Annotated in this window: 19 protein-coding genes and 1 tRNA gene; 16 read left to right on the top strand and 4 right to left on the bottom strand. The window is 58.7% G+C overall.

The window, feature by feature from the left end:
* The first annotated feature begins 143 nt into the window (after positions 1-143).
* From PY793_RS05295 to fusA, 4 genes are all read left to right on the top strand, one after another.
* Positions 144-1886 (top strand): ABCB family ABC transporter ATP-binding protein/permease, encoded by a 1743-nt coding sequence (locus tag PY793_RS05295; RefSeq protein ID WP_275177122.1) that lies wholly within the window; start codon positions 144-146, stop codon positions 1884-1886.
* Positions 1887-1952: 66 nt separating this feature from the next.
* Positions 1953-2267, top strand: a complete 315-nt coding sequence (locus PY793_RS05300) for a hypothetical protein (protein WP_275177045.1) — start codon at positions 1953-1955, stop codon at positions 2265-2267.
* 120 nt (positions 2268-2387) lie between these two features.
* Positions 2388-2693, top strand: coding sequence for a 50S ribosomal protein L28 (gene rpmB / locus PY793_RS05305; protein ID WP_275177046.1), 306 nt, complete (start codon positions 2388-2390; stop codon positions 2691-2693).
* 232 nt (positions 2694-2925) lie between these two features.
* Entirely contained in the window at positions 2926-5013 is a 2088-nt protein-coding gene (gene fusA, locus PY793_RS05310; RefSeq protein WP_275177123.1) for an elongation factor G, read from the top strand.
* 193 nt (positions 5014-5206) lie between these two features.
* Here the strand turns inward: fusA and PY793_RS05315 are convergent, their stop codons facing one another.
* On the bottom strand, positions 5207-8005 hold the full coding sequence (locus PY793_RS05315) for a phosphoenolpyruvate carboxylase (protein WP_275177047.1): 2799 nt from the start codon (positions 8003-8005) through the stop codon (positions 5207-5209).
* Positions 8006-8154: 149 nt separating this feature from the next.
* On the opposite strand from PY793_RS05315, the gene PY793_RS05320 reads away from it, so the two are divergent.
* From PY793_RS05320 to PY793_RS05360, 9 genes are all read left to right on the top strand, one after another.
* Positions 8155-9453 (top strand): DUF445 domain-containing protein, encoded by a 1299-nt coding sequence (locus PY793_RS05320; RefSeq protein ID WP_275177048.1) that lies wholly within the window; start codon positions 8155-8157, stop codon positions 9451-9453.
* A 257-nt stretch (positions 9454-9710) separates the two neighbouring features.
* A complete protein-coding gene (locus PY793_RS05325) occupies positions 9711-10175 on the top strand; it encodes an SUF system Fe-S cluster assembly regulator (protein WP_275177049.1) in 465 nt (154 codons plus the stop codon).
* Between the two features lie 3 nt (positions 10176-10178).
* Positions 10179-11663: a Fe-S cluster assembly protein SufB gene (sufB, locus tag PY793_RS05330; RefSeq protein ID WP_275177050.1), complete on the top strand. Its 1485-nt coding sequence runs from the start codon at positions 10179-10181 to the stop codon at positions 11661-11663.
* Positions 11664-11676: 13 nt separating this feature from the next.
* Entirely contained in the window at positions 11677-12447 is a 771-nt protein-coding gene (gene sufC / locus PY793_RS05335; protein WP_275177051.1) for a Fe-S cluster assembly ATPase SufC, read from the top strand.
* A 17-nt stretch (positions 12448-12464) separates the two neighbouring features.
* On the top strand, positions 12465-13724 hold the full coding sequence (gene sufD / locus PY793_RS05340; protein ID WP_408744668.1) for a Fe-S cluster assembly protein SufD: 1260 nt from the start codon (positions 12465-12467) through the stop codon (positions 13722-13724).
* The gene (locus PY793_RS05345) at positions 13721-14974 is read left to right on the top strand and encodes a cysteine desulfurase (protein WP_275177053.1); all 1254 of its coding nucleotides are present in this window, start codon (positions 13721-13723) and stop codon (positions 14972-14974) included. Before sufD ends, PY793_RS05345 begins: the two co-directional genes overlap by 4 nt.
* Complete coding sequence (gene sufU, locus PY793_RS05350) at positions 14971-15429, top strand: Fe-S cluster assembly sulfur transfer protein SufU (protein ID WP_275177054.1); 459 nt, start codon at positions 14971-14973, stop codon at positions 15427-15429. The genes PY793_RS05345 and sufU overlap by 4 nt, the downstream gene beginning before the upstream one ends.
* Positions 15430-15475: 46 nt before the next feature.
* Positions 15476-15901, top strand: coding sequence for an SUF system Fe-S cluster assembly protein (locus PY793_RS05355; RefSeq protein WP_275177124.1), 426 nt, complete (start codon positions 15476-15478; stop codon positions 15899-15901).
* Between the two features lie 18 nt (positions 15902-15919).
* Complete coding sequence (locus tag PY793_RS05360; protein WP_275177055.1) at positions 15920-16288, top strand: HesB/IscA family protein; 369 nt, start codon at positions 15920-15922, stop codon at positions 16286-16288.
* On the opposite strand, the gene rlmD is transcribed toward PY793_RS05360, so the two are convergent.
* The 3 genes from rlmD to PY793_RS05375 form a co-directional block, all read right to left on the bottom strand.
* A complete protein-coding gene (rlmD, locus tag PY793_RS05365; RefSeq protein WP_275177056.1) occupies positions 16242-17537 on the bottom strand; it encodes a 23S rRNA (uracil(1939)-C(5))-methyltransferase RlmD in 1296 nt (431 codons plus the stop codon). The two genes, PY793_RS05360 and rlmD, sit on opposite strands and share 47 nt — an antisense overlap.
* A gap of 14 nt (positions 17538-17551) precedes the next feature.
* A complete protein-coding gene (locus tag PY793_RS05370) occupies positions 17552-19525 on the bottom strand; it encodes a DEAD/DEAH box helicase (RefSeq protein WP_275177125.1) in 1974 nt (657 codons plus the stop codon).
* A 170-nt stretch (positions 19526-19695) separates the two neighbouring features.
* Positions 19696-20151, bottom strand: coding sequence for a hypothetical protein (locus PY793_RS05375; protein WP_275177057.1), 456 nt, complete (start codon positions 20149-20151; stop codon positions 19696-19698).
* A gap of 164 nt (positions 20152-20315) precedes the next feature.
* Here PY793_RS05375 and PY793_RS05380 point away from each other — a divergent pair, with 164 nt between their 5' ends.
* The 3 genes from PY793_RS05380 (at position 20316) to tig (ending at position 23355) form a co-directional block, all read left to right on the top strand.
* Positions 20316-21797 carry an NAD(P)H-hydrate dehydratase gene (locus PY793_RS05380; protein ID WP_275177126.1) on the top strand — a complete coding sequence of 494 codons (1482 nt, stop codon included), beginning with the start codon at positions 20316-20318 and terminating at the stop codon, positions 21795-21797.
* A 44-nt stretch (positions 21798-21841) separates the two neighbouring features.
* A tRNA-Leu gene (locus PY793_RS05385) sits at positions 21842-21926 on the top strand.
* Positions 21927-22020: 94 nt separating this feature from the next.
* Positions 22021-23355, top strand: a complete 1335-nt coding sequence (tig, locus tag PY793_RS05390; protein WP_275177058.1) for a trigger factor — start codon at positions 22021-22023, stop codon at positions 23353-23355.
* The last annotated feature ends 57 nt before the right edge of the window (positions 23356-23412 follow it).

The following is a 23412-nucleotide window of genomic DNA, read 5'->3' on the forward strand; positions in this document are numbered from 1 at the left end:
GCTGTTATCGGGGCATAAAAGGGGCATGGCAAGGTGGCGGGGGGGTTGCAAAAACTGCCTGACGTGCCACATCCGGGAGCATGTCCCCCCGTAGAGCAGTGTCTGGCCCACTTAATAGGCCGGTTTCCTATACTTTTGCCCGTTTGTTGCCCTACCTGTGGCCGCAGGAAAACAGAACGTTACGCTGGCGCATGGCGCTGGTGCTGGTGGTCCTTGTGGCTGGAGAACTGGCCACGCTGTCTGTGCCCATTGTGTATAGCAAGGTGGTGGACAGGTTTGTGCACCCCAACAGTCTGGCCATGGCGCCCGCATTGCTCATTCTGGGTTACGGGCTGGTACGTCTGGTGTCCGGAGCATTGACCAACCTGCGGGATTCCCTGTTTGCGCCCGTGCGCTTCCGCGTGGCGCGGCAGGCGGCCTATCGCAGTTTTGCGCATATGCACAGGCTTTCCCTGCGTTTTCATCTGGACAGGCGCACAGGGGGCGTTACGCGCGCCATAGAGCGTGGGACGGAAGCGGTGGAAACGCTTTTGCGCATGCTCATGTCCCTCTCGCCCACCATTTTGCAGGCTCTGCTGGTTATGGGGGTGATCTGGCACCTGTTCAACTGGACCTATGTGCTCATGATCGCGCTTATGATCACGGCCTATATTGTGTTTACGGTCCGCTTTACATCCTGGCGGTTGGGTATTCGCCGCCGGATGAACGACACCAACACCGAAGCGTCGGGCCGGGCGCTGGATAGTCTGCTGAATTACGAAACCGTGAAGTATTTTGGCAACGAGGCGCACGAGGCCCGGCGTTATGACAACGCACAGGCCCGCTACGAAAAAGCCGCCATGAAAACCCAGTATTCGCTCGGGGTGCTCAACTTCGGTCAGGCGGCCATTATTGCCATATCTCTTGCCGCTATCATGCTGCTGGGTGGGCATGATGTGGAGACAGGGCGCATTACGGTGGGTGAGTTCGTCATGGTCAACACCTATCTGCTCCAGCTTTATGGCCCGCTTAATTTTCTGGGGTCCGTGTATTCGGGTATCCGCACCGCTCTGGTCGATCTGGAACACATGCTGAGCCTGACGGAAGAGGTGGTGGAAGTGGCTGACCCTGCCAGTCCGCTCCCCATTGCCACACGTCTGGCGGACTCCGCCCCAGCACAGGTGGCGTTCCATGATGTGCATTTTGGCTACCGCCCCGAGCGGGAGATCCTGCACGGGGTCAGCTTTGCCGTGCAGCCCGGCCAAAAAGTAGCCATTGTCGGCAGCACGGGGGCGGGTAAATCCACCATAAGCCGCCTGCTGTTCCGTTTTTACGATACGTGGTCCGGAACAGTTATGGTGGATGGGCATGACGTGCGGGCGTACCGCCAGGCGGACCTGCGTGCGGCTATAGGTGTTGTCCCGCAGGACACCGTGCTGTTCAACGACAGCATAGGCTACAACATTGCCTATGGGCGTCTGGGGGCCACTCCCGAGCAGGTGGAGGAGGCCGCCCGTCTGGCCCAGATCCATGATTTTATCATGACCTTGCCCGAGGGGTACGAAACACATGTGGGCGAGCGGGGACTAAAGCTTTCAGGCGGGGAAAAGCAGCGTGTGGCCATAGCCCGCACGATTTTGAAAGACCCACGCGTTCTTGTGCTTGACGAGGCCACCAGCGCATTGGACACACATACGGAAAAAGAAATTCAGGCAGCGCTTAAAACCGTTTCCGCCCACCGGACAACCCTTGTGATCGCGCATAGACTTTCCACTATTGTGGATGCGGACGAAATTCTGGTCATGGGGCAGGGGCTGGTGGTGGAGCGTGGCACGCATGCGCAGTTGCTGGCAGCGCAGGGCCAGTACGCAGCCATGTGGGCTGCGCAGGCCACGGGGGAGAGCTGACCGGTCGGGTGTTGCCATCACGCCGAATCCGGCAGATGCTGCAAAGAACGTTAAGGAGTAAAAGACATGGCGGATACCCACGCACACGCCACGACAGAGGCGGAAAATGCAGCACACGCAGGGCAGCGCCCCGAAGTGCCCGAGGACCTTGCGCGTTGCGCAATGGTGATCGAACACGCCATTGACCATTTGCGGAGTGAGAAGTTCCCGCCACTGGCTGTGGCCTCGGCGCTGCTTGGCGGATCGCTGGGTGTGATGGCCCGCAGCATGGACAGGGAAACCATTCTGCGCATTCTCGACTCTGCCGCGCAAAGCGTGCGTCTGGGCGATGTTCACGCCTCCGTTCTGGCCGATGGTGGTGAGGAAAGCGAGAAAGCCTGAGCTTCAACCCTTGACTGAAGGCGATGGCTAATGTCATAAGCCGCGCCAATCCTGAATGTGGTCGCCGGGCATTTGTCTCGGCCCTCTAGTTCCTTTTTTGTTTAAGACAAGGATGAGACAATGTCCCGTCGTTGCCAGATCACCGGCAAAGGCGTGCTGACCGGAAACAACGTCAGTCATGCCAACAACAAGTCCCGTCGTCGCTTTCTGCCCAACCTGCAGGAAGCTTCCCTGACGTCTGAAATTCTGGGCTCCGCTGTCCGTATGCGTGTCAGCGCACGCGGCCTGCGCACCATTGAACACAATGGTGGTCTGGATTCCTTCCTGCTGGGTACGCCTAACCGCAAGCTCCCCACGGAAGCACAGGTCATCAAGCGTCGCGTTCTGCGTATGCAGGCCAAGAAGCAGGCTGCCACAGGCGTCTGATTCAGGGCTTTAGTCTATTCCGTGGGAACCGGGGTCTGCCACTTGGGTGACAGAACCCGGTTTCTGCGGTTCGGGCGCCTGCCACTTCTTGTCAGGCGCTTTTGTCTATCGGCCGGTGTCCGGCAGCCAGCTTCCTGAAGGCAATAATTTTCGGGAGGCGTTCAAGGCGTTCGGCGGCCACAGGCGCGAAGGTTTGTTCCTGTCGCGCCTTACCTGTTTTCTGGAGGTTTTCGTGTCCGCCACAACTGATCTGTCCAAGATACGTAATATCGGTATCACCGCGCACATTGACGCGGGTAAGACAACCACGACCGAACGCATTCTGTACTACACCGGCGTGTCCCACAAGATTGGTGAAGTGCACGAAGGCAACACCACCACAGACTACATGGCCCAGGAACGTGAGCGTGGTATTACCATCACCTCCGCCGCCGTGACCTGTGACTGGCAAGAACACCGGATCAACATCATTGACACCCCCGGACACATCGATTTCAACATCGAAGTGAACCGCTCGCTGCGCGTGCTTGATGGTGCCGTGTTCATCATCGAAGGTGTTGCCGGTGTTCAGCCACAGTCCGAAACCAACTGGCGTCTGGCTGACCGTTACAACGTTCCGCGCATCATCTTCATCAACAAGCTCGACCGTACCGGCGCAGACTTCTACCGTGCATTCGACACGCTGAAGGAAAAGCTGGACATCGTTGCCATCCCCCTTCAGCTGCCCATCGGTGCGGAAGATCAGTTCCTCGGCGTTGTCGATCTGGTGGAAATGAAGGCCATCATCTGGGAAGGTGGTGAACTGGGTGCGAAGTTCCACGACGAGGAAATTCCCGCCGACCTGAAGGAAAAGGCTGCCGAAGCACGCCAGAACCTGCTGGATACGGCTCTGGCTGTTGATGAAACAGCCATGGAAGAGTACTTCGAAAAGGGTGACGTATCCGTTGAAACCCTGAAGCGCTGCATCAAAAAAGGCACCATTTCGGGTGAGTTCCGTCCGGTTCTGTGTGGTACGGCCTTCAAGAACAAGGGCGTGCAGCCCCTGCTCGACGGGATTGTTGACTACCTGCCCGCTCCTAACGACGTTGAAGGCATCCGGTGCGCTCCCCCCGAAGGTGAGGACGAAGACGAAGCATCCCAGCCCATTCTGCCGGTTGACCCCAACGGCAAGTTTGCTGGTCTGGCCTTCAAGATCATCAACGACAAATACGGTACGCTTACCTTCGTGCGCGTCTATCGTGGCGTTCTCAAGACCGGTGACACCGTTCTGAACACCACCAAGGGCCACAAGGAACGTATCGGCCGCATCTATCAGATGCACGCTGACAAGCGCGTGGAACTGAGCGAAGTGCATGCCGGTGATATTGCCGCGTTCGTGGGGCTGAAAGACACCCAGACAGGTGACACGCTGGCCGATCCTACCGATCCGGTTGTGCTGGAACGTATGTCCTTCCCGGTTCCGGTTATCGATATTTCCGTTGAGCCGAAAACCAAGGATGCAGTGGAAAAAATGACACTGGCCCTGCAGAAGCTGGCTGGTGAAGATCCTTCCCTGCACCTCAAGACCGACCAGGAAACGGGTCAGATCATTCTGTCCGGGATGGGTGAGCTGCATCTGGACATTATTATTGACCGTCTGCGTCGTGAATATGGTGTGGAGGCAAACGTGGGCGCACCACAGGTTGCATACCGCGAAACCATCTCCAAGCCGCACACGGAAACCTATACCCACAAGAAGCAGTCTGGTGGTTCGGGCCAGTTTGCTGAAGTGAAGATTTCCTTTGAACCGGTTGAACGGAACGAAGGTATTTCGTTCGAGAACAAGGTTGTCGGTGGTACCGTGCCGAAGGAATACATTCCTGCGGTGGAAAAAGGGATCCGCATGCAGTCTTCCACAGGTGTTCTGGCTGGCTTCCCCACGGTTGACTTCAAGTTCACCCTGCTTGACGGCAAATACCATGACGTTGACTCGTCCGCGCTGGCGTTTGAAATCGCTGCAAAGGCCTGTTTCCGTGAAGGTATGAAGAGCGCTGGTCCGGTTATTCTGGAACCGATCATGGATGTGGAAGTGACCACCCCGAACGATCACGTTGGTGACGTGGTGGGCGATCTTAACCGCCGTCGTGGCATGATCCAGAGCCAGGAAACCTCGGGTTCCACGGTTATGGTGCGTGCGCATGTGCCGCTGAAGGAAATGTTTGGTTACATTTCCCATCTGCGCTCCATGACCAAGGGCCGTGCATCCTTTACCATGCAGTTCCATCACTATGATCCGGTGCCGCGTAACGTGGCAGACGAAATCATGGCGCAGTCCCGCTAAGTTTTTCATCCTTCGGGTTGGAAAAACATCAAGGCCGTCTCCCTTTGGGGAGGCGGCTTTTTTGTTGCTGAACGCTGCATGACCCTCCGGCAAGGGGGGAGGGATAGTTCTCAAGAGGGGGGATGGTTCTGGCTGAAGTGGTCGGGTGGACTGGCGGCAAAGGGAAGTGCGTTTGCCGCCTTGGTGTGGGGTGTTAGCCAAACTCACCAATATCATGCATGAGCGCTACGCTTATCTCGCGCAGGAGCTCGAACATCTGGCCCATAGGGGTAAAGATGTCCCGGTGTTCACGCACATAAATCCCTTCTTCACGCGGGCCGCGTGGTTCGTGGAAGTCCAGATCGGACGGTCCTGTACCTGTGGGGAAGATGAATTTCATTTCCTTCAGAACTGTAGGAATATCCAGACACAGGATATGCTGCATCATCATCTCATGGTTGAAGCCCCCACGAGGCATAAAGAAGGGAATACGGCACGCCAGTAGCCAGATGCGCTCGATCAGCATGATTCTGACCGCGTGAAGCAGGCGAATGCGTGGTTCCGTGCGCGGGGCATGGTGCCATGCTTCACGCAGGGCCAGGTGGTCGGCCTGAATGCGGCGGAACATGGTATGCAGTTCCGCAGACAGGTTCAGACCTTCCAGCCCACCCATAAGGGCCAGAAAGGCTTTCTGCCGCTTGGGAGATGTTTCCTCCGTTGCGCGGTCCAGCCAGAATCCGGGGTCCAGCATGCACACAACGCTCTTGAGCACCTTGTCGTCCGAGCAGGCAAGGGCGTGGCGGGCAAAGTCCAGTGCACGGTGGAAGCGGGGGCTGGAGGTGTTGAGTGTTTCAAATGTTTCCGGGTGGCGCTGGGCGGCAGCCCCCAACCCCTGCAGGGTATTGGCGCACCAGCCAAGCTGCTGGAGAATGGCGTTGTTGGGGATAGCCCGCAACTGGCTTGGGTGTGTGATCCGGCTCCGGGTTGCGGCCTCCGCACTTTGCCGCGCGGGCGGGCGGGAGCCGGTGCGATCAATCAGGGATGGACCAAAAGCGCCTAGCAGGGCCGCGTAGCCGGGGTCCGCGACCAGTTCTTTCATGTTGTCGATCACGCTGGAAAAAAAATCCGCCGAAAAATCAGGGTGATCGTAAATGGGGTCGCTTTTCTGCTGGTCGCTGAGGAACAGGTTTTCTGCTATGGTGGCTATGGTGGCGGTGGCCAGTTCTGGGCTGCCAAACAGCAGGTAGCCATCTCCCCCCTGAAAAGCAGTTTCCTCGCGGCAGTGGATTCTGGAGCCTTCAAAGCGCTTGCGCACATGGGCGGGGGAGAGATAGTCCAGCCGGTCTGCCATGCGGAAGGGGTGCGCCCCCCGGCCTATGCTCTCGCCATGCGTGTCAAAGAACACGACTTCAACATCGCTCAGATCCCAGCGTACCAGCAGGTCATGGATATGCAGCCGCAGTCGCTCAATCTGGTAGGAAGCGGCGAGCTGGCCGATATAACGCCCGGAATCTGAATACCCAAACTGGAAGCATATCCGCCCAACGCGGCGTACGTAATCGCGCCATATGGGGGAGCGGAGCGCTTCCTCCACAATATGTTCACCTTTGACCAGCGCGTTTTCTGTTTCAAACAGCGGCGAAATTTCAATGCGGTCGGCAACCCCGAAATAAGTGGCTATCCACAATGCGGTCAGCAGGGTGTAGCCGGTTTCGGTCTCGGCAATCAGGAAGCGGACGGGGGTATCGGAATCCACATATTTGACAATCTGGGCAATTGTCATCATCAGCCGCCCCGCCGATGAGGGATCGCTGAGCAGGGCTCCAAAATCTACCGGGACGGGGGTTACGCTTTCCAGCGCCTCGTTCACACGGTTAAGCAGGGCGCGGCGCTGGGCCGGGTTGGTCGGATCATCCAGCAGGTTGAGCTTCTGGCGCACAAAGTTATGGATCTGGCTTGCGTTCAGCCGAACATGGGTATGCGCCAGCCCAAGACCATGGGCCATAAATCCGGCGCGTGCCACAGCCAGTGGCAACCGGGCGGAGGGGGGGGCGCTCTCAATGGCGGTCTGTAACAGCGTGTTCAGGTCAGATGCGCAGGTCAGCGCCGTTGTGCGGCCATTCACCAGCAGTTCGGCAAAGCGGGCCACGGCCTGCCCATCCGTTGCACCGTTAGGGACTGCGCTGATCTGGGCTTTTACGCAGTCTATGGCTTTTTGGAGTGTCTCTGTCAGTTCGGGGGCCAGTACCCCTTCGTGGGCAATCTGGTGTTCAAGCCGCATGAGCTGGAACAGCTTCATACGCAGGCGCAGGCGCAGTGTATCCCACCAGCCTATGTCCGTGCGGCCATCCGTATCGTAGCCCACCCAGCTTGTGGCAATGACGGGGCGGGGGGAGAGTGTGGTCCATTCCTGTGGCCAGATGTTTTTGGCTGTGGTGAGCAGGGCGGCGTTAAGCTGGTCTATGGCGTCCCGCGCACGGGTAATGGCCTGTACGGCCAGCGTGAACTCTTCCTCCAGCGTTGGATGAACACTGCGGCGGTGCGTTGCAAAAAACGGTGCGGTTTCGGGTGGAATATCGCGCGAAGCACTCTGGGCCAGTGCTTCGTATACCGGGTTGCTCAGGGCAAAGGTCGGGTGAGCCGTAAACACAGCGGCAAAACGGATGGAGGAGACAAGCTGGCTATAGGCCGCAAAGGAAGCCGCAGGCAGGCTGGCGCAAAGCTGCTCTGCAACATGGCGCAGCTTGTCCTGTGCGGTATCGAGCGTAGCACCTCCCACATAACGGTGCAGGCGGCGTGAGCGGCTTAAGAAAGCCTGATCACGCAGGGTGCGCACCATCTGGGTGACATCCTCAAACGTGATGGCTTCACTTTCCAGAGCCTCACTGAGTCGCAGGGCCGTGCCCATAACGGGGTTGGTGCCTTCCGCCGGGGTGCCGGTGGAGGACATGTTGGCAATGGAGGCGAGCACGCTCCCGATGCGGGGGGGAAGGGCAGAAAAATCCGTGATCATGGCGCGCTCTATATCCTTGCGGATTGAATCGGAAAAGAAACAAAACGTTAGGGCAACGGTTTGTTTATCAGCTTTTCATGTCTGCTTTCTGCGCGCAACTGCCTCACGCACACTTGGGGTGGCGGTAGGGGAGTGCTATTCATGGTTTTATGACAGCGCATACTGACACGGAAGCAGACATTGCCGCCCGGCAGACACTCCGGCGATACCAGAATGCAGCCACCGGGTTGCTGGTTGTTATGGGGGGGATGACCGCTCTGGGTTATGCCGCCCCGGCTGCGGGCTGGGTGAAGGATGGTTTTTTTCTGGAAATGTTCCGCGCTGGTGCGCGCGCCGGTGTTGTCGGGGGGGTGGCGGACTGGTTTGCGGTCGTGGCCCTGTTCCGTCACCCGTTGGGGCTGCCTATTCCGCACACTGCCATTCTGCCCGCGCAAAAAGACCGTCTTGCCCGCGCACTTGGGCGGTTCGTGGCCAGTCAGGTGTTTACCGCCAAAGAGGTTGAGCGTGTTCTGGCCAAGGTGGATGTGCCCGGGTTTATTGCCAATCTGCTGGAAGACCCCGCAACTCAGGACGCAGTGGTGGGGGCTATGGCGCGCTCCATGCCACAACTGCTGGACCGGCTGGAAGATGGCCGGGCCAGTAACGCCATAGGCCGGATTATGCCCGGCCTTCTGGGCGGGAGCGATCTGTCCCCCGTTATTGCCAAGGCATTGCGCAGCCTGGTCGATGATGACCGGCATCAGGAGGTGCTGTCCTACTTCCTCAGTCAGCTCAAGGATGGGCTGAAGGCCAAGGAAGGCGCTCTGCGCGATATGATCGAGGACCGGGTGCGGGAGCAGGGGGGGCGTATTCTGGGTTGGGCCATCGGGGGGTCGATTGCCACCAAGGTGTTGAGTGCCGCAGCACAGGAACTGGACCGAATCGATCCGGAAAATTCCAGCCTGCGTGAAGGCTTTACAAGCTGGGTGAGACTCCAGATCGACCGGATAGAAACAGACCCCGAGCGTGGGCGGGAGTTTACGCAGGCAGTGACCTCCGTGCTGTCGCACGAAAGCGTTGTGGGTTGGTGGGGGGATATCTGGCTGCGTTTCCGGCGCATGGTGGAAGCGGATGTGGAGGACCCGCAGGGGCGCACGGCCTGCCTGCTGCGGGATGCACTGGCGCGTATGGCGGGCCAGTTGCGAAATGACGAGGTGCTGCGCCAGCGCATTGTGGAACGTGTTGACGGCACAATTGGCAAGGCCCTGCCGTTTGTAAGGGACCAGATGGCAGAGTTTATTGCCCGTGTTGTATCCGGCTGGAACGCGATGGAAATTGCAGAAAAGCTGGAGTTGCGTGTGGGCAGGGACCTGCAGTTCATTCGTTTTAACGGCACACTGGTCGGGTTTGCGGTCGGGGCGTTACTGTTTGCAGTTCTCCGGCTGACATTCGGGATTAACGCGCAGTAAGTTTTTTGTGTGAGGAGGCCCGTGCGAGGCAACGGTTGGCCACATGGCACTTGAGCAGATACGGAAGGGCTTGTGCGGCGGGAATGGGCGTAAGTCCGGATTAAAGGCAGTCCGGCGGAGAACCGCAGATCACATATGCGTTGAAAGCTCGGAGCGGGCTGCCTGTAACAGGACGTTTTAGGTTGACGTTGGCAGCGCTTGTCGCCATGTATCCGAAACAGGACCATTCAGGTCTTTAATTAGGTGAAAGCCGGATTATGCTGAAACTTTCCCGTCTGGCGGACTATGCGATCGTCATACTTGTTAAACTGGGGGAGCAGGACGGTGTGGTGACATCCCCAGCTCTTGCCGCCATTACGGGCGTACCTGAACCCACGGTTGCCAAGGTGCTCAAGGTTTTGTCGGCGCATGGTTTTGTGTTGTCCCAGCGTGGCGCAAAAGGTGGCTATCGTCTGGCCCGGTCCTTGGCGGATATGTCTGTTGCCAGTGTGATTGCAGCCGTTGATGGCCAGATTGCCCTGACCGCCTGCGTTGGCGGCCGTGAGTGCGATACCGGCCTGTCCTGCGGTCTGTGTGGTAGCTGGGATGTTATCAACACGGCAATACGCTCAACACTGGAGGGAATTTCTCTGGAAAGCATGCGCCCCAAGGAGGCATGCTCCCCGGTTCCTCCCCAGATCAACATGCTCAACGCGACCCACACAGTACGGGAAGGGGCCTGAACAATGCCAGCAGTTACACAAACGCGCGAAGCCGTAGAGAAGCTGGGTCAGTCCACGTACAAATGGGGCTTTGAAACCGATATAGAAATGGATATGGCTCCCAAAGGGCTGAATGAAGACATTATCCGTCTGATTTCCAGCCGCAAGGGGGAGCCGGAGTGGATGCTGGAATGGCGTCTGGCCGCCTATAAAACGTGGCAGGCCATGAAGGAGCCCAAATGGGCCAAGGTCGCCTATCCTCCCATTGATTATCAGGATGCGCATTACTACGCGGCGCCGCGTAAAAAGCCCGGTCCCAAGTCCTTGGACGAGGTGGACCCCGAATTGCTGCGCACGTATGAAAAGCTGGGTATTCCCCTGCACGAACAGGCTTTGCTGGCCGGGGTGGAAGTGCCCGAAGGCGAGCGCATGCCCGTAGCCGTGGACGCGGTGTTTGACAGTGTTTCCGTTGCCACGACCTTCCGCAAGACGCTGGAGGAAGCGGGGGTGATTTTCTGCCCGATATCCGAGGCGGTCAAGGAACACCCTGATCTGGTGCGCAGGTATCTGGGTACTGTGGTGCCTGCGGGGGACAACTTCTTTTCCGCCCTTAATTCCGCCGTGTTTACGGATGGTTCGTTTGTGTACGTGCCCAAGGGTGTGCGCTGCCCTATGGAACTGTCCACCTACTTCCGGATCAACGCCAAAAACACCGGGCAGTTCGAACGGACACTGATTGTGGTGGAGGAGGGGGCTTCCGTTTCCTACCTTGAGGGCTGTACGGCCCCCATGCGTGATGAAAACCAGCTCCATGCCGCTGTGGTCGAACTCGTGGCCATGGATGATGCCTCCATCAAGTATTCCACGGTGCAGAACTGGTACCCGGGGGATGAGAACGGACGGGGCGGAATTTATAACTTTGTGACCAAACGCGGTATATGCCGTGGCGCACGTTCCAAAATTTCCTGGACACAGGTGGAAACCGGTTCGGCCATTACGTGGAAGTATCCCTCCTGCATTCTGCAAGGTGAAGGCTCGGTAGGCGAGTTTTATTCCGTGGCGGTGACCAATAACCACCAGCAGGCCGATACCGGCACCAAAATGATCCATCTTGGCCGCAACACGCGCTCCACCATTATTGCCAAGACCATTAGTGCCGGTCAGTCGGACAGCACATATCGCGGTTTGGTGCGGGTGCAGCCCAAGGCTTCTGGCGCGCGCAATTTTACCCAGTGCGACAGCCTGCTGATTGGTGACCAGTGCGGGGCGCATACCGTGCCTTACATTGAAAGCCGCAACATGAATGCGCGCATCGAGCACGAAGCAACAACGTCCAAGATTTCAGAAGACCAACTGTTTTACTGCCGCCAGCGTGGCCTGTCCGAGGAAGACGCCGTCGGCCTGATCGTAAACGGTTTCTGCCGTGACGTTCTGAAGGAACTGCCCATGGAATTTGCCGTGGAAGCGCAAAAACTGTTGCAGATCAGCCTTGAAGGCAGCGTGGGTTAAGGGAGAGCAGAGTATGAGCCAGTTTTTGGAAATTTCCGGCCTGTGCGCGCAGATTGATGCGGATGGGCAGAAAAAGCAGATTCTGCAGGGTGTGGATCTGAGCATCCCGCCAGGTGAAGTGCATGTGATCATGGGGCCAAACGGCTCGGGTAAATCCACGCTCTCCTACGTGCTGGCCGGGCGGGAGGAATACGAGGTAACAGCAGGGACAGCCACCTTCCACGGGCAGGACTTACTGGCCATGGAGCCAGAGGAACGCGCGGCTGCGGGCCTTTTTCTGGCGTTTCAGTCTCCTATTGAACTGCCCGGTGTTAACAACGCCAACTTCCTGCGTACAGCGGTTAATGCCGTGCGGCGCGCACGGGGGCTGGACGAGCTGGATGCGGTGGCGTTCCTGAAGATGGCGCGCGAGGCAGCCAAAGCTCTTTCCATGGCGCCGGACATGCTCAAGCGCAACGTGAATGTCGGCTTTTCGGGTGGTGAGAAAAAACGCAACGAAGTGTTGCAGATGACCCTGCTCCAGCCAACCTTTGCCATTCTGGATGAAACAGATAGCGGGCTGGATGTGGATGCCCTGCGTATTGTGGCAGAAGGTGTGAACCGCCTGCGGGCTCCCACATTCTCGGCGCTGGTGATTACCCATCATCAGAAGCTGCTGGATTATCTGGTGCCAGACCGTATTCACGTCATGGCCCGTGGGCGGATCATCCTGTCCGGTGGGCCGGAACTGGCTCGTCAGATTGATCAGGAAGGCTACACCAAGTTTCTGGCGGAGGTGGCGTGAACGCACTGAGCAAAGATATGTCTGGCCCGTTGGCGCTCTTTGCAAACCGGCTGAACACCCTTGTCGGGGCAGAGCGGCAATCTGCCGCCGGGGCTCTGGCCAGAACAGGCCTGCCTGACCGTAAGGTAGAGGCATGGCGCTACACAACCCTGCGCGCTCTGGGCAAGCAGGACTATGCCGCCCCCCCCATGCAGGTGGAGGCCAGTACGGTCCGCGCCCTGCTGGAGCGGGTATTGCAAGCCCATCCCGCCATGGCGGCCCTGCCACGGGTGGTCTTTGTCAATGGTCGGCACGCTCCTGCCTATAGTGCGTTGCCTGATGATGTTGACCTGTCTTTTTTCGCGGAAGCTCCCCGGTTTGGTCTGCAGGCGGCTCCCGACCGGGATCCGCTGGTAGCCCTGAACACCGCATTGGCCGAAGATGGTCTGGTGCTGCGTGTGCCTGCCGGGGTGGATGCGGGGCATGTCATGCTCGTCTCCCTTGGCGTTGGGGGGGCGGACCCGCTTTCCTTCCACCCAAGGCATACGGTTGTTGTGGAAAAGGAATCGCATCTGCGGCTGATCTGCGTGCAGGCAGGGCAGGGCGCGTATTTTCATAACCCGGTCATGGATATCCGGGTGGAAGATGGCGCAACGCTGGAGCATCTGACCTTGCAGACCGAAGGCGAGCAGGCCGTTAGCCTTGGCACCCTGTACGCCCATGTTGGCCACCAGAGCGTGTATGACAGCTTTGTGCTGGGTCTGGGTGGCCAGCTTGTGCGGCACGAGGTACACGCCCGTCTGGCGGCAACCCGTGGTGTTGTGCATGTGAACGGCGCGCAGCGGCTGACCGGGCAGCAGGTGGGGGATATTACCAGCATTATTACCCACGCGGCATCAGACTGCACATCGCGCCAGACGGTGCGCAATGTGCTGGACGGCCATGCGCGCGGTGTTTTTCAGGGTAAGGTGCTGGTTGAGCGTATCGCCCAGAAAACCGATGGCTACCAGATGAATCAGGCTCTGCTCCTCTCCCCCTATGCAGAGATAGATGCCAAGCCCGAACTCGAAATCTATGCCGATGACGTGCGGTGCAGCCACGGGGCGACCGTTGGTGCGCTGGATGATGACCAGCTTTTTTATCTGCGCAGCCGTGGCATACCCAAGCATGAAGCCTGCCAGATGCTGATTGACGCCTTTCTGGATGAAACCATCGCCCTTGTGGAAGATGCAACGGCACAGGCCTTCTGCCGTGCGGTTATGGCGGCGCGGTTTGCTGGCAGGGGAGAAGGCGCATGAACACGCATACCCCGGCGACACACACAGCAGCACAGTTGGACGTACACGCCATTCGTCAGCAATTCCCCATTCTGGGGGAAAAGGTGCATGACCGCCCGCTGGTTTTTCTCGACAGTGCGGCTTCGGCCCAGAAGCCCAATGCCGTGATCGACAGCATGGCGCATACCATGCGGCACCAGTACGCCAACATCCACCGTGGCCTGCACTGGATGAGTGAACGCACGACCGAGGCGTATGAAGGTGTGCGTGATCTGGTGGCCGACTTCCTCAACGCGCCCTCGCGCGAGGAAATCGTGTTTACCCGTAACAGCACGGAGGCCATCAATCTGGTGGCCCATTCCTTTGGCGCGCTGCTCAAACCTGGTCAGGCGGTTCTGATCTCCCAGATGGAGCATCATGCCAACCTCGTGCCCTGGCAGATGCTCCGTGACCGGGCTGGCATTGAACTGCGTGTCGCCCCGATCACCGATGAGGGTGATCTGGATATGGACGCGTACAGGGCCCTGCTGGCAGATGGCAAGGTTGCACTTGTGTCCATTACGCATATGTCCAACGTGCTGGGCACCATAACGCCAGCAAAGCAGATAGCGGATATAGCCCATGCGGCTGGTGCGCTGGTGCTGTTCGATGGCAGTCAGTCCGTTGTACACCATAAAACGGACGTGCAGGAACTGGGGGCAGATTTTTATACTTTTACCGGCCACAAGCTGTACGGGCCGACCGGCATAGGTGTTCTGTGGGCGCGGCGTGACCTGCTGGAACAGATGCCTCCCTTCCTTGGTGGGGGGGATATGATCTCAACCGTTACATTTGAACGCTCCACATGGGCCAATTGTCCCCACAAGTTTGAGGCGGGAACACCGGCGATTGTGGAAACCATTGGCCTGGGCGCAGCCATAGACTGGGTGAGCAGGATCGGGTTTGAGGCAATTGCCGCACATGAAGCGGAACTGACCGCCCATGCGCTTGCGCGGCTTGAGACCGTACCGGGGCTGAGCATTGTGGGCCGTCCGCGTGTGCGCGGTGGGGTTGTGTCCTTTACCATGGCCGATGTGCACCCACACGATATTGCAACACTGCTCGACCGTAACGGCATTGCCATACGTGCCGGACACCATTGCGCCGAGCCGCTGATGCGCCGTCTGGGCCTGAGTGCTACGGCCCGTGCAAGTTTTGGCATTTACACCCAGAAGGAAGAAATAGACGTGCTGGCGGATACACTGGTGCGGATACGGGACTTTTTTGTGTGAACACCACTACCGCAGAGCGCGATGCCCTGTATGACAGGCTGATCATGGAGCGTGCCCGCGCTCCCCTTTATGCCGGTCGGCTGAGCACGCCATGCGTGCAGGGTGATGGTCGCAACCCATTATGTGGGGACAAAACACATCTGGATATTGCGCTCAACGGGCATCATATTCAGGAAATCAGGCACAACACGCGCGGATGCGCCATTTGTGCTGCGGCTGCGGACCTTATGGCCGAGCATGTGCGCGGGGGTACTGTGGCCCAGGCACTTGAGGTGTCGGACCGATTCACGGCCATGCTGGTAGGCCTACCATCGCTTCCGGTGGTGGATGGCCAGCCAGACCCGTTGGGCACGCTGGAGGTTTTTGCTCCATTGCGCTCCCATAAAGCAAGAATACGCTGCGCAGAACTGCCCTGGATTGCGCTGAAGGAGGCTTTTTCTCATGTCGATGGTTGAAGAAGGCGTTCAGGCGCAAACACCGGCAGTAACGCCGCCACAGGATATGCCGCTAGAAACTGTTCTGCATGCGGAGCACGATCAGGCCGCGGGCGCTACCGCCAAGGTGGAAGGCTGGACCCCTGATGGTGAAGCCATTCATCAGGAAGGGGAAAGCAAGGTGGCAGGTCCGGCATCCGAAGATGCGGTCATAGAAGCCATAGCCACCGTGCATGACCCGGAAATCCCGGTTAATATCTACGAACTGGGGCTGATCTACGCCATTGATCTGTATGACGACGGGCGCGTGCGGATTGAAATGACACTGACCGCCCCAAATTGCCCTAGCGCACAGGAACTGCCCATTCAGGTCAAGGATGCGGTGGAAAAAGTGCCCGGGGTTCAATCGGCCGAAGTGGAAGTCGTATGGGATCCGCCGTGGGATATGTCGCGTATGAGCGATGAAGCCCGGCTGGCCCTGAATATGTTCTAACGGAAAGGATGGAGTGTTATGTCCCAGACTGAGGCCATTTCATCAACCAGAAGGGAACTGCCCCCTCTTATGCGACTGACAGATACCGCAGCCTCACGTCTGCGGTATCTGTATGCCACGGCTCACGCGGGCGAGTTGCTGCGTATTTCTGTTTCTACCAAAGGCTGCTCGGGCAAAGCTTATGACATGGAGTTTGTGACACAGAGCGGGGAGGGGGACGAGGTTGTCAAAGACCATGGCCTGACTCTGCTGGTGGACCGCAAGGCCACACTCTTCCTGATCGGGACACAGATGGATTACCGTGAAACCGATCTGGAGGAAGGGTTTGTGTTCATCAACCCTAATGAGAAAGGGCGTTGCGGCTGCGGCGAGAGCTTTCACGTTTAAAACGGCATACGGCTTCGGTTTCGGGCGACCACAAGAACTGGTCAATGACCGAAACCGTCTCCAGCTTGTAACCGGCCTGTGCCAGAAGGCTCGTATCGTTGCTTAACGCGGTCGGGTTGCAACTGACGTAAATGACGTAGTCTGGCTTGCCCAGAGTAATCTGGCGCATTTGCAGCTTTGCTCCCGCATGGGGCGGGTCCAGCACAACCACGTCTGCCTTACCCAGATCCTTGCCCATAATGGGTTGGCGGTTCAGGTCGCGGCAGATGGGGGTAATACGGGATTTGCCGACACTTTTAAGAGCAGCCAGAGCGGGTTCGTACCCTTCGTAAGCCTGTACCTGGCATCGGTCCCCCAAAGGTAGGGTGAGCGTACCGCACCCGGCATACAGTTCAATCAGGCTGGCACGTTTGCCAAGGCGTGCAGGTAATGCCTCCAGCACGGCTTGCTGAATGGCTGTTTCGCTCTGGGCTGTTGCCTGCAAAAAGGCACCGGGAGGAGGTGTAAGCCGGTGCCCGGCAATGGTCTGGTAAACAGGGGCACGCTGTACCGCCGTTTCATACGGGGTTATTGCTTTCAGGCGCTGCCAGCTTATGCGGGGAATATCCAGCTCTTCTGCCAGCGCTGTCAGGCGCTGCCGATCCGTGGCGATGAGGGGAGAATCGGTACTGAGTAGAATATCCAGCCCCGAATCCAGCAGATTAATGTGCAGGTCAGCCGTTTTGTGTACGGCGTTCAGGGTGCGCAAGGTGGCGCGCAACGCAGGCAGGCTGGATACAATGGCCGGGTGCAGCACTTCGCAACTGGTCATGTCCGTGACGTCCTGACTACCCTTGGCATGCAGGCCAATCACAATGCCCTGTTCTGTCCGGCGTACTGCCAGATCGGCCCGGCGGCGGCTGTGCGGGGGGGCCTGAAAGCCGGTTATGTCCTGTGGGATGTCAAACCCGGCTTTTTCCAGTGCGTGGCTGACCAGTCCGGTCTTCCATGCCAGAAGGGAGGACTGGTCCATATACTGCAAGGTGCAGCCACCGCAGCGTTCGAACAATGGGCACAGCGGGGTCGTTCTATGGGGGGAGGGCGTTACAATCTCAACCAGTTGGCCGCGCCCATTGGGTTGGATGCGGATACGGACCTGCTCACCGGGGAGAGTCCCTGCAACAAAGACGGTATGTCCGTCAGGGAGCCGCGCGGCACCATCTCCCTGAGTAGCAAGATGGGAGATGGTGACTTCCAGTATGTCGGACACTAATTTTCCTTAAGTCAGAATGCTACGTCAGAGACGTGGAGGCTTTCCTGCGCTGTTTCTGTATGTTCTGGCGCTCCCGGTGTGGCCGGGCGCGAGGAATTGCGGCGGGGAAGCAGCATGAAGGCAGGCGTCTGGTCGCCAAATCCTGAAAATTCGCCTGCGGGTGCGGGTGGAATTTCATCACGCTGGTTACGTCCACCCTTATGGGGCTGGGGCTTGTTGGGCACAGGTTGTGCAACCTGTGCAGGACGCTGCTGTTCGCGCTCACGGGTGGGGTCGCGCTCACGCTCGCGCGGTGCTGCATCCCGCGTGCGGTTGGGCTCCCGCTCCCGCTGTGGAGCCGGTTTGTCCTTGCGGTTCTGGCCTCCGCGGGACTGGCCGCCACCGCGCGGACGTTTTTCTTCCGACCATTCCAGCTGCTGTATACCCTCAACAGACAGGCGGGGAATGGGCTTGCCGGTCAACTGCTCAATGGCTTCGGCCAGAGTCTTGTCGTACGGCGTGGCAATGCTGAAGGCATGTCCTTCACGTCCGGCGCGACCCGTGCGGCCAATGCGATGGACGTAGTCTTCAGCATGGAACGGCAGATCAAAGTTGAACACATGGGACAGGCCGCCAATATCAATGCCACGGGCGGCTACGTCCGAGCAGACCAGAACCTTGAGTTCGTTGTTCTTGAATTTTTCCAGAGTGGAAAAACGCACGGACTGGGGCAGGTCTCCGTGCAGGGCGCCAACGGAAAAACCGTGCTTGGTCAGGGATTGGGTCAGAACATCCACGTCACGCTTGCGGTTACAGAACACAATGGCGTTGTGGAGTTCGGGGTCCTTGAGCAGCAGACGCAATGTTTCGCTCTTGCTGAACTCATCAACAATAATCAGACCGGCTGTAATGGTTGTGGCCACGGAAGACTGGCGTGCAACCGTGATTTCCTTGGGGGAGTGCAGGAACGCATCGGCCAGTTTGCGGATGGGAGGCGCCATTGTGGCCGAAAAGAACAGCGTCTGGCGGGAAGGAGGCAACAGGCCGACGATTTTTTCAATATCAGGAATGAACCCCATGTCCAGCATCCGGTCAGCTTCATCAATGACCAGAATTTTGGTATGGTTCAGCATCAGGCCGCCACGTTCGAACAGATCAAGCAGCCGACCGGGGGTTGCAATCAGCACATCCACGCCGCGGTTGAGCACTTCCTTCTGGTCGGCCATGCTCTCACCACCGATCAGCAGGGCGTGGTTGAGTTTGAGGTGCTTGCCGTATTCCACAAAGTTTTCCGCGACCTGGAGGGCCAGTTCACGCGTGGGTTCCAGAATGAGCGAGCGTGGCATGCGGGCGCGGGCGCGGGAGTCGCTCAGGATCTCCAGCATAGGCAGGGTAAAGGACGCCGTTTTGCCGGTGCCGGTCTGGGCAACTCCCAGCACATCGCGCGCCATGAGCACGGCGGGAATGGCCTGTGCCTGAATGGGGGTGGGGTGTTTGTACCCCATTTCCTCAATGGCTTGCAGAATGGGTTTGGAGAGTTCGAGGTCGGCGAAGGTCAGGGTGGGTTCTTCTACGACACTCTCTGCCACCGGAGCAGACGCAGACTCAACAGGGGCTGGTGTGACGGGAACCAGCAGTTCCACGGCAACCGGGGCTTCAGCCTCTGCCGCCGGGGCGGCTTTGGGGGGTGTGGCGGCTTTTGTGCGCCGTCTGGCTGGTGCGCGGGTTTTTTTTGGAGCAGCTTCGGCTCCGGCTTCCGTGGAGGTGCTTTCATCCGCAGGGGTGTCTGCTACAGACACGGCAGCCGATTCGGCTTTGGCTGTACGGCGGCGGGGCGCGCGTTTCTGGGGGGCGGGTTTGTCCTCGGCGGGAGCGCCGGCCGCGGGAGGTGTGTTTTCCACCTCGGCGTCCTGCACATCCAATGCAGTTGAACTGGCGGAAACCGCCGCCTTTTTCCGGCTGCGAGTTGTCGTCTTGCGGGGGCGGGCGGTTGTTTTGGCTGTCAATATGCTCTCGGAACTAGGTCTGTCGTTGCTCAGCTTGCTGGTGGCTTCGTGCATGTCCGGCAAAGACCGTTTGCCAGTTATTCCATGGTATTACAAAGCCACTCAGGCGCTAGTCCCGATAAAGGTCTTTGGGCTTAAAATCAAGTTTTTGACAGGGATACTTGCTATCTTCACACAAAAGGATGGCCAAGGCAGGCTGCCAGCACGGTGATAATTCCCAGCGCCACAATAACCAGTACCTGTTTGCGTACCGAGTCGAAGCCTGATGCCTGAGGGCGGATAGCCCGGCGGAGCTTCTGGTAAGTGCCCATGTACATCCGCACGAACAGCGCTGCCATGATCAGGCCCAGCACCTGCATGGCGTTGGTTGTCCACGGTGCGTTGGCAAACCCGCCTTCATGCAGCACCAGCAGCCAGCCCGTGATCAGCGTTGTGGGAATGGCGTGCGTCAGTCCCTTGAAAAAGCGGGCCATGGTTTGCAGGTGCACGGAGTTGCGCTGTGTCTGGTCCAGAAGGTTCAGGCTTGGCCGCAGCACAACGGCGGCGTAAGCGCCCCCGCCAATCCACATGATGATGCTGATGAGGTGGAGAGCGAGAACAAGGCTCCAGAGAATGGAATGTGGCATGGTGTCTCCGTGTTGGCACGGTTGGGGGTGGGGGTGGGCGCGAAGGCTGTTGTGCGCAGCGTCATGCCCGGTGCGTATCTGCCTGCCTGATTGCCAAGGGGACGGGGCGGGTGCAAGGGGCTATGATGCCTGACAATAGTCACACACCCTGTGCGGAGCCAAGCATGCAACGTGGTGATCCTTCCTCTCTAAGCCTTTATACCCCTTTGCAAATGGGGGAAGTGGACCGGCAGAGTGCAGCTTATGTACCTGTTGCCACGCTGATGGATAATGCGGGGCGTGCTGTTGCGCGGGCCATTCGTCGGTATGAGCGGCCCGTGCGTGTGCTGGTGTTGTGCGGGCCGGGTAATAATGGGGGTGATGGTTACGTCGCTGCCCGGTATCTGGCAGGCATGGGCTGGTCGGTTGCGGTGGCGGAACTGGCTCCCCTCAGAGGAGATACGGACGCAGGGCGCGCCAGTGCAGCCTATGTGGGGCCGCGTGTTCCTTTTGCTCCGGCGGAAGTGGCGCGGGCCGAACTGGTGGTGGATGCCGTATTTGGCGCAGGGCTCAGCCGTGATGTGGGCGGTCTGGTAGCCGAAACGCTGGCTGCAGCCCGCCGGATTGTGGCGGTGGACATGCCCTCAGGGCTGGATGGAGCCACAGGGCTGGTGCGTGGTTATGCGCCACAGGCCGCAATGACGGTAACGTTCTGCCGGTTCAAGCCCGGCCATCTGCTCTACCCGGCGCGGGGGCTGCTGGGGCGTCTGGTTCTGGCCGATATTGGTGTGCCCGATTCTGTGCTGGCGGCTGTGCCTGCCAACACATGGCACAACAGCCCCGGATTGTGGGCGCTGCCCGTGCTGGGCGGGGAGAGCAATAAATACACGCGGGGGGTGGTGAGCATTTGTGCCGGGCAGTCCATGCCCGGAGCCACGCGCCTGTGTGCTTCTGGTGCGCGCTCCGTGGGGGCCGGGCTTGTGCGCGTGGCTGCCGGGGCTGGCGCTCCGGCATACCGTTTGGGGCAGCCGGGTTTGATTGTGGATGATGCCCCGCTGGCGCAACTGCTGGAGGACCAGCGCAGGCATGTATGGGTCTGTGGTCCAGGGTTGACGGAGGCGGAGGTGGAGGCGGTCCTGCCCATGCTGCTGGATTCGGGGCGGAGTGTGCTGGCTGATGCCGGGGCGCTGAGCGCCTGCGCCGGGCAGCCTGAAAAATTGCGTGGTGTTTCCGTTATTACTCCCCATACGGGCGAGTTTGCGCGTGTGTTCGGGTCTTTGGGGGATAATCCGCCCGAGCGGGTGCGTCAGGCGGCACGGCTGATCAATGCCGTGGTTGTGCTTAAAGGAGCCTCTACCATGATTGCGGCCCCCGATGGGCGACTGGCGATTAATACACATGCCACGGCAGCATTGGGTACGGCCGGGTCGGGCGATACGCTCTCTGGCGTGATTGCGGCTTTGCTGGCGGCAGGTATGCCCGCATGGCAGGCGGCGTGCGCGGGTGTCTGGCTGCATGGAGAGGCAGGCTTGCAGGCTGGTCCGTGGCCCGTGGCGGAGGACCTGGATCGCTACCTGGGGCTGGCCCGCCAGAAGGCGGAGCAGGCGCAGGAGGAATGGGCAGCACGCAAAATCCGTTTCGGTGTCTTGCCGTGTCCGGCACTTTGAGCTAAGTCCACGCATCTTGCCGACGGTGAGTATATTGAGTGTGCGCGGGCGTGGTGGAATTGGTAGACACGCCAGATTTAGGTTCTGGTGACGCAAGTTGTGGGGGTTCAAGTCCCTCCGCCCGTACCAATAAATTTTCATGCTCCCGTCCGCAGTCCGCCGCGCCTTCTGGCGTTATTGCAGCGGGTGACTGATTTTTTGTACCGAGAGGAAGGCCTGGCCGATGCAGGTTACCGAGACCCTTTCTGAAGGGCTGAAGCGTGGTTTCACAGTTACAGTTCCCGCCGCGGAACTTGAGGCTAAGCGTGATGCGCGCCTTAAGGAAGTTGCTGGCAATCTGAACCTGCCGGGCTTCCGTCCGGGCAAGGTGCCTGTCTCTCTGGCGCGCCAGCGTTATGGTGATGCCATCTGGGGCGAAGTGCTTGAACAGGCCGTGAGCGACGCCATTCGCACCGTGTTTGAAGAGCGTGGTCTGCGTCCTGCTGGCCAGCCCAAGGTTGATCTGCTTTCCGGTCAGGAAGACAAAGGCGCGGATCTGGAATTCAAGGTGGAAAGCGAAATCCTGCCAGAAATTGCTGTGCCGGATCTTTCCGACCTCACGCTGACCCGCCTGAAGGCCCCGGTTTCTGATGAAGCCATCAACAAGGTGCTCGAAGATATTGCCAAGCGTGGCCGTACCTTTGAAGTGATCGAGGAAGTGCGTCCCGCAGGTAAGGGCGATGTTGTCGCCATTGACTTTGTTGGCAAGCACGACGGCGTTGCCTTTGATGGTGGAACCGCTCAGGACGTCAATGTCGAGATCGGTGGCGAAGGCTTTATTCCGGGCTTTGCCGAACAGATCGAAGGCATGAAGCCGGGTGAGGAAAAAGTCATTACCGTGACTTTCCCTGCTGATTACGGCGCGGAAGAGCTGGCAGGCAAGGAAGCAACTTTTGACATCAAGGTGAACCAGCTCAAAAAAGCTGTGGACGCTCCGGTGGACGAAGAGCTTGCCAAGAATATGGGCTTTGAAAGCCTTGAACAGCTCAAGGATCTGGTGCGCAAGCAGATTGAGGGCGAATACGACCAGATGTCCCGTCTGCGCATCAAGCGTGACCTGCTCGATATCCTTTCCAATAAGGCAGATTTTGCTGCGCCTGAAGGTATGGTGGAAGCTGAATTCCAGCAGATATGGAATCGGGTGGAAGCCGACCGCAAGGCTGGTCAGCTTGATGATGAAGACAAGGACAAGGACGAAGACACCCTGCGTGCCGATTACCGCAAAATTGCGGAACGTCGCGTAAGGCTGGGCCTGCTCCTTGCTGAAATCGGCCGCAAGAACGGTATTTCCGTCAGCGGGGAAGAACTTGGGCGTGCAGTGCGGGCAGAAGCCATGCGCTACTCCGGTCAGGAAAAAGAGGTCTTTGAATTCTTCCAGAAGAATCCACAGGCTGCTGAGTCCCTGCGCGGACCGATTTTTGAAAACAAGGTTGTCGATTATCTGATTGAACTCGCTAAGGTCACGGACAAGGACGTGAGTCTGGAAGAACTATCAGATATTCCCCCAGCTAATATCTGATAAAACGGCTCTGTCCCGCCAGTGTGAACTGGCGGGACATTCTTTTTGGGGCTGTTT

This window comes from Acetobacter fabarum, from assembly GCF_029069195.1.
GTDB classification, from domain to species: Bacteria; Pseudomonadota; Alphaproteobacteria; order Acetobacterales; family Acetobacteraceae; genus Acetobacter; species Acetobacter fabarum_A.

Coding starts and splice junctions, on each gene's coding strand:
- PY793_RS05300 (WP_275177045.1), top strand. CDS start 1,953: ATGGCGGATACCCACGCACACGCCACGACAGAGGCGGAAAATGCAGCA.
- rpmB (WP_275177046.1), top strand. CDS start 2,388: ATGTCCCGTCGTTGCCAGATCACCGGCAAAGGCGTGCTGACCGGAAAC.
- PY793_RS05315 (WP_275177047.1), bottom strand. CDS start 8,005: ATGATCACGGATTTTTCTGCCCTTCCCCCCCGCATCGGGAGCGTGCTC.
- PY793_RS05320 (WP_275177048.1), top strand. CDS start 8,155: ATGACAGCGCATACTGACACGGAAGCAGACATTGCCGCCCGGCAGACA.
- PY793_RS05325 (WP_275177049.1), top strand. CDS start 9,711: ATGCTGAAACTTTCCCGTCTGGCGGACTATGCGATCGTCATACTTGTT.
- sufB (WP_275177050.1), top strand. CDS start 10,179: ATGCCAGCAGTTACACAAACGCGCGAAGCCGTAGAGAAGCTGGGTCAG.
- sufC (WP_275177051.1), top strand. CDS start 11,677: ATGAGCCAGTTTTTGGAAATTTCCGGCCTGTGCGCGCAGATTGATGCG.
- sufD (WP_408744668.1), top strand. CDS start 12,465: ATGTCTGGCCCGTTGGCGCTCTTTGCAAACCGGCTGAACACCCTTGTC.
- PY793_RS05345 (WP_275177053.1), top strand. CDS start 13,721: ATGAACACGCATACCCCGGCGACACACACAGCAGCACAGTTGGACGTA.
- PY793_RS05355 (WP_275177124.1), top strand. CDS start 15,476: ATGCCGCTAGAAACTGTTCTGCATGCGGAGCACGATCAGGCCGCGGGC.
- PY793_RS05360 (WP_275177055.1), top strand. CDS start 15,920: ATGTCCCAGACTGAGGCCATTTCATCAACCAGAAGGGAACTGCCCCCT.
- PY793_RS05375 (WP_275177057.1), bottom strand. CDS start 20,151: ATGCCACATTCCATTCTCTGGAGCCTTGTTCTCGCTCTCCACCTCATC.
- PY793_RS05380 (WP_275177126.1), top strand. CDS start 20,316: ATGCAACGTGGTGATCCTTCCTCTCTAAGCCTTTATACCCCTTTGCAA.
- tig (WP_275177058.1), top strand. CDS start 22,021: ATGCAGGTTACCGAGACCCTTTCTGAAGGGCTGAAGCGTGGTTTCACA.